The following is a 12,487-nucleotide window of genomic DNA, read 5'->3' as shown; positions in this document are numbered from 1 at the left end:
ATTAAGATTATTATATTTAGAATCTAAACTATTATTAAAAACCTAACTTATGATCATATTTGGAACACGTGGAGTTCGTTCTACAAAAGCTACTGGAAATTTTGATTGCCCACAATGCGAGGCAGATCGCGGCTATAGACATAGAAAAGTGACTCAGTTTTTTACGCTTTATTTTATTCCGTTAATCCCATTAGGAAATAAGGGCGAATATGTGGAATGTAATCATTGTAAAGGAACATTCATTACACGTGTTTTAGATTCTTCTAAATCTACCGATAAAGAGGCATTTATGGCAATGTATGAACAGGCCATTAGACATGTTATGGTTAAAATTATGCTTGCAGATGGTGTTATTGATAATAATGAGAAAGTGGCTGTTCTAGCCATTATCAATAAGTATGGACATAATGATATGTCGTCATTTCAATTAGATGACTATATTAAAGAAGTGCAGGCAGATCGTAGTGATATTTCTACTTACTTGAAACACGTTGGTCCTGCTTTAAATGAGCATGGTAAAGAACTTTTAATTAAATGTGCTTTAGATGTGGCTTATTCTGATGGTCATTTTGACGAATCTGAAAGAAAAATGATTCTTGATATGGGAACTATAATGGAGATGTCTTCGGCTCATATTAAAGGTATTATGGCCGAGTTTGTTGAACAACTCAACTAAGTCTTTATTAAAAATCAACCATCAACCAATCATTTATGAAAAATTCGTTTAGAGAACGTTTAAACTATAAGGCTGAACGTTTTTTAAGTAAAGGCGGTTCGTCTATATTTAAAAGCCTTCTCATTATATTTATTGTCGTTTTTATAGTCCTCGTTGGATTACGTTTATTACTCATACATATTTTTCCAAGCCTCAATTACACAGGTAATGTTTTTAGAGATATATGGGTCACTTTTCTGGAAATGACAGATCCAGGAAATATGAATCAAGATAACGAAGCTCCTACATATCTTAAGGTGCTAACAGTACTTTCGGGTTTAACTGGTGTCATTTTACTGTCTATGCTAATTGGTTTCATAACTACGGCTTTAGATACCATGCTATATGATTTCAGAAAAGGAAGAGGCAAAGTCATAGAAAACAATCATACCATAATTTTAGGTTGGAATGAACGCGTTGTTGATGTTATACGAGAACTTATTTTAGCAAACGAAAGTGAATCTAAGGCTTCAGTGGTTATTTTATCTGGAGAGGATAAAGAAACCATGGATAATCTAATCACAAAGCGTCTTCCTGATATGATGACTACTGAGGTCATTACAACTCAAGGTGATTACGCAAATATAAACGAGTTAAAGCGTATAAACCTAGAGCAGGCGAGATCTGTCATTATTTTAGCTAATTGCTCAGAAAGTGCTACAATTGACAAAAAAGTAGCTAGTGATGTGCAATCTGTTAAGTCGATTTTAGCCATTACTGCATGTCAAAATGGAACGAATGAATTACCTATAATTGCTGAAATATTTACGAAAGAAAAAAGAGATATCATAAGTTTCTTCGAGGACGATAATATTATTGCTATTGATAGCTGGAATATCATGGGTAAACTACTTATTCAGACATCTTTAACTAGTGGGTTAGACACTGTTTATAAAGAGATTTTGTCTTTTGATGGTTGCGAGGTCTATTTCTACGAGGATCACTGGAATAATGTCTTATTTAGTGATTTGAGCTATTATTTAAAGGATGGGATTCCTCTAGGGATTTACTCTGATGAAGACGGGTTAGTTTTGAGACCTCCAAAAGAAACCGTTGTCAAAGATGGCGATAGTGTCGTTATTTTAGCTGAAGACGACTCTACAATAGCTTATGAAAATAAACAATATTATTTTCCAAATAAAGACAAGAGAATTATAGATAAACGTTTAGAACAAGAGAAAAAACGTATTCTTATTTTAGGCTGGCACAAAGTGGCCGAAGTATTTATTGAAGAAGCAACAGATTACTTGTTAGAAGATTCTGATTTTGATATTATGTTTAATGGGCCAACCGATGAATTAAAAGATACCATAACAGAGATTTCTTCAGAATTTTCAGATTTTAATATTAAACTGCATGATGCAAATCCATTGGATTTAAAGAGTGTAGAGGCTATGAATCCTGGAAGTTATAATACAATAGTTATTCTTTCTCAAAGTATGGAAGAACAATCTGCCGATAAAATTGATTCAGACACCTTGATTATCTTATTGTTGTTACGAAAAGTAGTAAGTGAAGACGATGGTTTGCATATTATTACGCAGGTTTTAAATTCTGAGAATCAAGAAATAATAACGCAAACTAATGTGGATGATTTTATTATTAGTAACAAGTTAATCACGATGATTCTGGCACAATTGAGTGAAGAATCTTTAATGAAGACTTTTTATGACGATATCTTTTCTGAAGATGGCAGTGAGATTTATGTCAAGCCTGTCAGTTTGTATTTTGACACATTTCCACAGAACATCAAATTTGCAGATGCCATATTTTGTGCACAGCAAAGAGATGAAATATGCTTAGGTATTAGAAAAGGAGCACAGTGTAAATCACTCGAAGATAATTTTGGCATTGTTTTAAATCCAGATAAAAATATGGATATTGAATTCAACGAAAATGATTTCCTAATCGTGTTAAGCGAGGACGAATTATAGAATCATCAAAATAATGATGTAAACCAATGTGATATTGCCGATAAGAAGGCCGAGATTTCTCTAATAACTGGAAGATCATAATTGATGCCTTTACCAATTGAATACGCAACAAAAACGATATAAAGTGTAATAAGTAATTTGGCATGTGATCGCTTTATTCCTTTTTTTGCAAACACAAAAATTAAAAACACCACTATGGTTAGGAGAAGTAATAATACCCTAAGCTGTCCTACGTTTTCTATAGTTTCGGCACTCATTTCTATAGGACCATAAATTAGTGTAAATAGAAAAAGAGGGAACCCTAACGCAAAGCATACATCAAAAATGTTACTTCCTAAGGCATTTGCAACGGCATCATCATAATTCCCTTTCATGGCATCTTTATACGAAATTATAGTATCTGGTACACTCGTTGCTGCAGAGGCTAATACTACAGATACAAAATATATTGGCATACCAATAGCAGTACCAAATTGCTCGCAGGCTTCAACTAGCCAAAAACATGCTATTCCAATAAAAAACACTGAGATAACTAATAATAAAATAGCTTTAGTTGTATTAATTTTAGAATCGCCAAGAATGGTTGTGGCTAAATCGCCCTTAAAAAGTGCTATGGTTCTATTGCCACCATCGGCTTCTTCTTCGTACTCATTTTCTACATCTCCAGACCCCTGACTTAATAGCATGTAACTCACATATACAATGTATAGAAGCATCAAAGTTAATCCATGACCCCAATTTAAAGAGGTCCCAGTAATAACAAATATTAAAGCTAATTCGGCTAGTATTAATGCAATACCATCGCGTAAGATTACTTTTTGAGAAATTTCAATTTTTGACGAAATCCCTTTTCCTATGACCACCAAAATAACAACAGCTGGAATGATCATTGCATTAAAAACAGCACTTCCAGCAGTTGTTCCAATACCTCCAGAGAATCCATCCTTATCTTTTAGTACAAATAGAAAAAACAATGTCGTGAAAAGTTCAGGTAAACTACTTCCTATTGCATTAATAGTCGCGCCTTTAATCCCTTCTTTCATATGTCGACCTAAATAGTTAGAAGCCATTTCAAAACCATCACAAGCGCGCCAAATAACAACACAAGTTATAAGAATTAAACCAAGAGAAGAGAGCATTGCCATAGATTAAAATTGTTTGGCAAATTTAAACTAATAAATGAGATTAACTTTTATTTTAATTCATCTAATCTTAAATTAGGCTTTCAATAAATTTAGAATAGATTATCTTTAAACATTAAAAATCACCAGCCAGTATGAAACGATTAATTTTTCTTGTATTTATAGCAAGTACACTTATAAATTGTAAGCATTCCGAAACGTCTGAAGTAAAAGACATTGAAAAGGAAAAAGTAGAAAATACTTATGTAAAAGATAACTACGATAAAAAAGAGGTGATGATAGAAATGCGTGATGGCATAAAGCTTCACACAACCATTTATACACCAAAGAACGCTTCTAAAGCATATCCCATATTATTAAAACGCACGCCTTACAGTTGTAAGCCTTATGGCGAAAATGAATTCAGCGAAAAAATTGGACCAAATAAGTACCTTATGGAAGAAGGTAATATCATGGTGTATCAAGATGTGAGAGGCCGTTGGAATAGTGAAGGCGTTTATGATAACATGAGGGCTTTTATTCCAAATAAAACAGGCACTCAAACAGATGAGGCAAGTGATACATATGACACGATAGAATGGCTCATTAATAATGTTGATAACAATAACGGAAATGTGGGCACATATGGTATTTCTTATCCAGGATTTTATGCCACATACTCTGTGCTATCTGGTCATCCTGCGTTAAAAGCTGCTTCGCCACAGGCTTGTATAGGTGATTTCTATTTTGATGATTTTATTCATAATGGGGCTTTTTTATTGAGCTATTGGAGAGCTACTTCGGTTTTTGGTTATATGAAAGAAACACCTACAACAGAGGCTTGGTATGAATTCCCAGATATAGGTACAGAAGATCAGTATCAGTTCTTTTTAGATGCAGGACCATTAAGCAATCTTGATAAATATTATGACGAAGACAATGTATTTTATGAGCAGATAAAAGCGCATCCAAATTATGATGAATTCTGGCAGAGCAGAGGAATCATACAACATTTAAAAGATATTAAACCCGCAACGCTTATTGTTGGTGGTTTGTTTGACGCCGAAGATTTGTATGGGCCATTCAATACTTATTCGAGTATTGAAAAGAATAGCGATAACTTTAATGCCGTAGTGTTCGGGCCTTGGAGTCATGGTGATTGGGCAAGAACAAAAGAACGACAAGTGATTGGTAATATTTATTTTGGAGATAACATTTCAGATTACTTTCAGAAAGATATCGAAACTCCTTTCTTTAACCATTTCCTTAAAGGTGATGCCAACGGAAAAGTAGATTTGCCAGAAGCTCATATGTTTGATACAGGTAAGATGGAATGGGTGAGTTTTGAAACTTGGCCTCCTGCAAATACAAGTAAAGAAAGCTATTTTATGCAGCCCTATGAACGTTTGACCAAACGCGCTAATCGCATGATAGCAACATCCGATTTTGTTAGTGATCCTAAAAAGCCAGTTCCGTATTCTGAAGATATCAAAGTGGTGTTTACACCACGTAAGTTTATGACAGACGACCAGCGTTTTGCTGCTAGACGCCCAGATGTTTTAGTGTTTGAGACCGAAATATTAGAGGATGATATTACCCTTGCTGGAGATATTTTAGCGAAACTTAATGTGTCTACAACAGGAACTGCAGCAGACTGGATTGTAAAAGTGATTGATGTGTTTCCACCTGATATCGAAACACCTGAAGACAATGAAGATGTGCAAGATCATTTAAAACTTAGCAATTATCATATGCTCGTTAGAAGTGAAACTATTAGAGGTCGTTTTAGAAATAGTATGAGTAGCCCTGAGCCTTTCGTTCCTAATAAGAAAACAGCTGTAAATTTAGAACTTCAGGATGTGTTTCATACGTTCAAAAAAGGACATAAAATTCAGGTGCAAATTCAAAGTACGTTTTTCCCTTATATAGATGCAAATCCACAAACTTATGTAGACAATATCTTTGAGGCAAAAGAAGAAGATTTTAAGGCGCAAACTCATAAGGTTTATAACGATTCTTCAATCGAGTTCACGGTTTTAAAATAACTAACGCTTAATGCCAATAGTAGAGTCAACTTTTAAGTCTCCGTTTTTGTTTAAAAACGGGTTTCTTGCTACAGTGTATTCTGGTTTATTCCGAAAGGTTAAGGGACTTACACAAGAGCGCGAACGCATAGACACTCGCGATAACGATTTTTTAGATTTGGATTGGAGTTATGCCAATGATAATTCTAATGCCGTCATTATTCTACTTCATGGGTTAGAAGGACATGGGCAGCGACCTTATATTACAGGCCCAGCAAAACTCTTTAATCAAAATAGTATAGATGCAGTAGCAGTAAATTTTAGAGGGTGTAGTGGAGAGGATAATAGATTTTATAATAGTTATCATTCTGGAGCAATAAATGATCTTGATGATGTTGTACAACATTGTATTAAACAAAAAGGGTATTCTAAAATTTATATTAAAGGCATTAGTTTAGGCGGAAATATCACACTCAAATACTTAGGTGAGAAAAGAGATATTCCAAGTCAGGTGAAAGCTGCAATTGCCGTTTCTGTTCCTGTTCATCTCATAAGTTCTTCGGTAGAATTGCATAAGTTGAAGAACAAGGCTTTTGCTAATCGCTTCTTAAGACACCTTCTTGATAAGCTCAAGAAAAAAGCAGAAAGATTTCCAGACAAAATAACTCATGAGTCCTTAAAATCCATTAAAACCTTACGTGATTTTGATGAAGTCTATACGTCTAAGGCACATGGATTTAAAAATGCACAAGACTATTATGAGCAATGTAGCAGTCTACAATTTTTAAAGCACATAAATACACCTACATTGCTTATTAATGCACTTAATGATTCTTTCTTAACACCAGAATGTTTTCCAATTAAAGAAGCGAAAGAAAATGAAAATATTTATCTAGAAATGCCAGAGCATGGAGGGCATGTAGGTTTTATTCAAAAAGGGAACATATATTACAATGAAAAACGTGCTTTTGACTTCATAAAAAAAATAAACTTAACCAGCACTCAGAGCCTTTAAACTTAAAAAGTTTTTGTAAATTTAAGTTCTCCCTTATAATACTAATTAATAGATTATTAATCTTTTAAATCATTACTTATGAAAACAATTAATACTATTAATGGTATTGCTTTGCATTATGCAAGATTACCGCAACATCCATACGGAACTATAGGAAAACAGCAGGACTTTAAAGTTGAAAATGACTTTCTTGAAAAACTCAAAACTGCTTTCGATGAAGTATTTGCACATTGTCCTTTAGGAAAGCCTAATGTTATTACAAGTGCAGGGATATTGGTTAACAAACCAGGACAGCATGGTTTAGGAAAAGCCTTTGATTTAGACGCTGTTTTTTGGGATGATTTCACTTTAATTACCAATAATTTTATTCATCATAAAGAACTGTACTTAGGCATGGAATCGTTTTTACGAAAACACTTTGGTATTGTACTTAATCATTTGTATCCAAACCATGCCGATCACTGGCATTTTGATACAAGTGTTATCGTTGATTATCATGAGTCTTCCCAATCTGAAACATTATACTTACAAATGGTGCTTAGATATATCTACGGAAAATCAATTATTATAGATGGTGTCTCAGGACCTCAAACCAGAGCCGCAACTAGAGAAGTGTTTGAGAGATTAAATATTAGCACACCTATCACAACGAAAGTAAACTACTTGAAATTTTTAGACCTTACTGGTAAGATTGCGTTTAAACTTAGTGAAGATAAAGTTACACCTTTACAGTTGCTGGATAATTTAGAAACTGTAGTTGAGGGCTTACCAGTAACGAGTAAACATGCCGTAAGCCAAGCTTTAAACTCCTTTTTAATGCATGAAGACACGTCGAGTTGGCTTAATGGAATTACAGAGAATCACAATTTAGAAACGATTATTGATGGTGTAATTGGCTAGTAATTACTTGGTTTATGTGTGCTTTGGAAATTAATAACTGATTTAGGTTTTTTGATAATTATTCAATGTAGGTTTTAAATAATTAATGATACCTCAGCAAAACCTTTGTTTTAATATATATTTCATATATTTGATTAGAGTGTGATTAAAAATCCGCAATGTTATATTGTGATTTTTATGGCATTCTTATTTTTTGTTTAAATATTAATAAAATTAATCTGATAAGCTGATGATGAATGTGAGTGATACACTTTCCGAAGTAAAAAATTATATTAACGGTAAATTTGAAAGAAATGGACAAAATTCAATGGATGTTTTAAGTCCGTTAGATGGTAGTAAAATTTCTTCAATACCAATGTCTACAACTCAAGATGTTGATGCTGCAGTGAAAGCGGCACAGAACGCATTTCCCAAATGGTCAGGAATGACCTTTAAAGAACGTGTTCAAATATTCTTTAGATATAGAAATCTATTAGAGCAACACATTGACGAACTTACAAATTTAGTACAACTCGAAAACGGTAAAACCTACGGTGAAGCTAAAGCAGAAGTTGAGAAAAGCATGGAGTTATGTGAATTTGCCGTGTCTATGCCTCAAATTGTTGTTAATGAAGTACAAGAAGTGAGTAAAGGTGTAGAATGCCGAATAGAACGCAAACCTTTAGGAGTTGTGGCGTCTATTACACCCTTTAACTTCCCTAATATGGTGCCGCACTGGACGATTCCTAATGCCTTGGTTTTAGGAAACACCATGGTTATGAAACCATCAGAATTGGTACCATTAAGTACCGTTCGAATGGCAGAACTTCTTAAAGAAGCTGGGCTTCCTGATGGTGTTTTTAACATTGTAAATGGAGGCAAAGATGTCGTTGAAGCTATTTGTGATCATCCAAAAATTGAAGCAGTTTCATTTGTAGGATCTACAAAGGTTGCTAAAATTGTATACAAAAGAGCAACGTCTAATTTGAAACGCTGTGTGGCTCTTGGTGGCGCTAAAAACCATCTTTTAGTATTGCCTGATGCAAATCCAGAAATGACTGCATCTAATGTAGTGGCTTCTATGTCTGGTTGTGCAGGACAACGTTGTATGGCTGCCTCTGTAATGGTTGGCGTAGATAAAGTGCAGCACATTATTGATCGTATGGTTGATGAGGCTAAAACCATTGTTCCTGGTGATAATCTGGGTTCTGTTATAACGGCAGAAGCTAAAGAACGTATCGAAGGTTATATTGATGAAGCTGAAAGAAACGGGGCTAAAATATTAGTAGATGGACGCCATGCCACAGTGCCTGGTAAGGAGGGCGGTTTTTATGTTGGACCTACAATTATAGATTATGTGACAACAGATATGTCTGTAGCTCGGGAAGAAATTTTTGGTCCAGTCATTTCAATTATTCGCGCTAAAGATTTAGATGAAGCGATTAAAATTGAAAACGGTTCTAATTATGGAAATGCCGCTGCCGTCTTTACCCAAAGTGGAGGCTTGGCTAAACAAGTAATGGAGCGCGCAAGCGCTGGAATGATTGGTGTTAATATTGGAGTTCCAGTGCCTCGTGAACCTTTTTCTTTTGGTGGTTGGAACGAATCTAAATTTGGTGTAGGTGACATTACTGGTCGTAGTTCAATCGAATTTTGGACACAAAATAAAAAGACCACAACGAAGTGGAACCCTGAAGCACAAACCAATTGGATGAGTTAATTAAATTGTTAAAGTAAATTATTTTAACTCATTATTAATCAATATTTTATATTTAATGAATAATAATCAAATTATAAAAGATAATTTAGATTACACTTTATTTTCTTGGGGAAAACAAGGTGGGCTAAATCCAATAAATGCATCTCATGCAAAGGGCTCATATGTGTATGATAGAGATGGTAAAAAATACTTAGACTTCACATCTCAACTAATGAATGTCAATATTGGACATGGTGATCAACGAATTACAGAAGCTGTGGCTAGACAAATGAAAGAGGTAAGTTATGTTTATCCTGGAATGGCTACAGATGTGAGAGGAAAACTTGGAAAAAAAATTGCAGAGATTACACCTGGAAACTTAACAAAAACATTCTTCACTCTTGGAGGAGCAGAAGCCATTGAGAATGCAATTAAATTGGCTAGAATGTATACAGGGCGGCATAAAATTATTACGCACTATAGAGCATATCATGGCGCAACTTATGGTGCAATTACTGCAGGAGGAGATCCTAGACGATTTCCTGTTGATAGTCAGGCCATGCCTAATGTAGTGCATGTAGAAAACCCTTATGCTTACCGTTGTCCATGGAATTCTTCTTCAATGCAAGAATGTGGAGAAAGGGCATTAGCGCATTTAGAAAGGGTCATTCAATTTGAAAACCCCGATAACGTTGCGGCTATACTATTTGAAGGCGAATCTGGTTCTTCAGGATGTTTAAAATATCCTCCTATGTACTTAAAACGTGTTCGTGAACTTTGTGATACCTATGGTATTATGATGATTGATGATGAGGTCATGAGTGGTTTTGGACGTACTGGTAAAATGTTTGGAATTGATCATCATGGTGTGACACCAGATTTTATGTGTCTTGCTAAAGGATTGACTTCAGGATATTTACCGTTAGGCGGACTTGTAGTAACCGATGAAATTGCAGAATATTTTAATGAGGTTCCTATGACAATTGGACTAACATATTCAGCGCATCCAACACTATGTGCGGCCGCTCTAGAAAATATACGAATTATAGAAGAAGAAGACTTAGTTAATCGTGCCGCTGAAATGGGACAATACATTGAAACGGAAGTGGAAAAATTAAAAATGAAACATCCGTCAATTGGTGACTTTAGAAATACAGGATTATTAGGTTGCATGGAACTCGTTAAAAACCGAAATACTAAGGAACCCACAACACCTTGGAATGCTAAGCCAAGTGAAATGGAACCAACACTTAGGATGGCTTCAAAAATTAGAGAATTAGGAATGTTCACATTCGTAAGATGGAATTGGATTTTTATTGCTCCTCCTTTAAATGTAACCAAAGAGGAAGTAGATGAAGGTTTAAAAATTATTTCTCAAGCTATTGCTATTGCTGACGAATACTGTAATTAATTTATGAGTAAAGATATAGTAGAATTACAAGAAGACGTTTCTAGTTCGCCTTTATATAGTAAAGATCTTGCACCTGTACCACTAAATCAAAGAACCTGGAGTAAATGGCATTTGGCCGCTATTTGGGTTGGTATGGCTGTTTGTATTCCTACATATCTCTTGGCTTCATATATGATTAAAACGGGTTTAAATTGGATTGAAGCACTCTTAATCATTGGTGTAGCAAATTTAATTATTACCATTCCAATGGTACTTAATGGACATGCTGGTGTAAAGTATGGTGTGCCCTTTCCTGTAATTGGGAGATCGTCATTTGGAATTAAAGGCATTCATATTCCTTCTGTAATTAGAGGTTTGGTTGCCTGTGGATGGTTTGGTGTCAATACTTGGTTGGGTGGAATGGCGATGTATTCAATATTTATTGCTATTTCAGGGACTGAAGCGGCAATCGGGCTTTCTGTCGGTCAGTTCGTGTGTTTTGGAATCTTTTGGCTTTTTAATATGTTTTTCATTTGGAAGGGAACAGAGAGCATCAAGTGGCTGGAAGAATATTCTGCTCCAATTCTCATTATAATGGGCTTAATATTAATTGGATGGGGATATTCGAACGCTGGTGGATTTGGAATTGTATTAGAGCAAGGAAAACAATTAGAAGTTCCGGTTGCTGAAATTTATCATAATGAACAAAGCGCCAAAAATAACTTCATACATATTAATCCAATTAAAGATAAACAAGGTGTTGCCAAAGCAAAGGAATACCAACTGATATTAAATGGAAATGGGTTAGGTTGGAACAGGCTTTCTGAAACAGATGTGGCAATTGGAGAGGTTAAGACAAGCGATACCTATGAGATTCAATTAAGAAATGATGTAACAACATCTTCAATTGCAAGTGTATCAACAAGAGTAGATAAGGCTTCTTTTGGAAGTAAAATTTGGAAATATCTTATTTGGTTGACCGCAATGCTTGGATTTTGGGCAACTATGTCTTTAAGTATTGCCGATATTACAAGATATTCGTCATCACAAAAAGCTCAAGTACAAGGTCAATTTATAGGCTTGCCCGGTACAATGATGTTATACTCATTTGTTGGCATTTTTGTAACCTGCGCGGCAGTAATAAATTTTGATGATATTCTAATAGCCAACGATGCGCCTTGGGACCCCATTGCTTTACTTGCAAAGTTTGATAGTGTTTGGGTTGTGGTAATTGCTCAAGTTTTTATGATCATAGCTACATTAAGTACAAATATTGCAGCAAATGTAATTGCACCAGCAAATGCGTTTTCTAATATATTTCCTAAAAAAATAAGTTTTAGAGGTGGAGGTTTTATTACTGGAATCATAGGAATTTTAATTTTTCCGTGGTTATTGCTAAATGAGATTCAAGGTTTGCTAATTGATGTTAGTGCTGTTTTGGGACCTGTTTTGGCAATTTTAGTTTGTGATTATTACCTCATTAGAAAGAAACAAATTCAAATTGTAGACCTCTATAAGGAAGACGGAGTTTATGCATATGGAGGAAGCGGAATAAATAAAGCTGCAATTTTCTCATTAATTATAGGAGCATTTGTTGCAATAGGCGGAAAATGGATTCCTGCAATGAGTTCCCTTTATGCCATTTCATGGTTTTCAGGGTTTATAATTTCATTTGTATTGTACTATCTATTAATGAAAAAAAAGCGTTAG

General features: G+C 34.7%; 9 protein-coding genes. 8 read left to right on the top strand and 1 reads right to left on the bottom strand.

The window, feature by feature from the left end:
- Positions 1-49 precede the first annotated feature (49 nt).
- Together Q0787_RS16020 and Q0787_RS16015 are read left to right on the top strand one after the other, a co-directional pair.
- Positions 50-676: a TerB family tellurite resistance protein gene (locus Q0787_RS16020; RefSeq protein ID WP_298903852.1), complete on the top strand. Its 627-nt coding sequence runs from the start codon at positions 50-52 to the stop codon at positions 674-676.
- A 35-nt stretch (positions 677-711) separates the two neighbouring features.
- Positions 712-2,649, top strand: coding sequence for a hypothetical protein (locus tag Q0787_RS16015; RefSeq protein WP_298903851.1), 1,938 nt, complete (start codon positions 712-714; stop codon positions 2,647-2,649).
- A gap of 5 nt (positions 2,650-2,654) precedes the next feature.
- On the opposite strand, the gene Q0787_RS16010 is transcribed toward Q0787_RS16015, so the two are convergent.
- The gene (locus Q0787_RS16010) at positions 2,655-3,794 is read right to left on the bottom strand and encodes a sodium:calcium antiporter (protein WP_298903850.1); all 1,140 of its coding nucleotides are present in this window, start codon (positions 3,792-3,794) and stop codon (positions 2,655-2,657) included.
- 272 nt (positions 3,795-4,066) lie between these two features.
- Here Q0787_RS16010 and Q0787_RS16005 point away from each other — a divergent pair, with 272 nt between their 5' ends.
- From Q0787_RS16005 to Q0787_RS15980, 6 genes are all read left to right on the top strand, one after another.
- Positions 4,067-5,815 (top strand): CocE/NonD family hydrolase, encoded by a 1,749-nt coding sequence (locus Q0787_RS16005; protein ID WP_298904017.1) that lies wholly within the window; start codon positions 4,067-4,069, stop codon positions 5,813-5,815.
- 10 nt (positions 5,816-5,825) lie between these two features.
- Complete coding sequence (locus tag Q0787_RS16000; protein WP_298903849.1) at positions 5,826-6,809, top strand: alpha/beta fold hydrolase; 984 nt, start codon at positions 5,826-5,828, stop codon at positions 6,807-6,809.
- A gap of 78 nt (positions 6,810-6,887) precedes the next feature.
- Complete coding sequence (locus tag Q0787_RS15995; protein WP_298903848.1) at positions 6,888-7,709, top strand: hypothetical protein; 822 nt, start codon at positions 6,888-6,890, stop codon at positions 7,707-7,709.
- 229 nt (positions 7,710-7,938) lie between these two features.
- On the top strand, positions 7,939-9,408 hold the full coding sequence (locus Q0787_RS15990; RefSeq protein WP_298903847.1) for a CoA-acylating methylmalonate-semialdehyde dehydrogenase: 1,470 nt from the start codon (positions 7,939-7,941) through the stop codon (positions 9,406-9,408).
- A gap of 55 nt (positions 9,409-9,463) precedes the next feature.
- Positions 9,464-10,798 carry an aminotransferase class III-fold pyridoxal phosphate-dependent enzyme gene (locus tag Q0787_RS15985; RefSeq protein ID WP_298903846.1) on the top strand — a complete coding sequence of 445 codons (1,335 nt, stop codon included), beginning with the start codon at positions 9,464-9,466 and terminating at the stop codon, positions 10,796-10,798.
- A gap of 3 nt (positions 10,799-10,801) precedes the next feature.
- A complete protein-coding gene (locus Q0787_RS15980) occupies positions 10,802-12,487 on the top strand; it encodes an NCS1 family nucleobase:cation symporter-1 (protein ID WP_298903845.1) in 1,686 nt (561 codons plus the stop codon).

Source organism: uncultured Psychroserpens sp. (assembly GCF_947492715.1).
Lineage (GTDB): Bacteria > Bacteroidota > Bacteroidia > Flavobacteriales > Flavobacteriaceae > Psychroserpens.
Note: the sequence above shows the minus strand (reverse complement) of the source record. Positions and strands in the feature narration are given on the sequence as shown.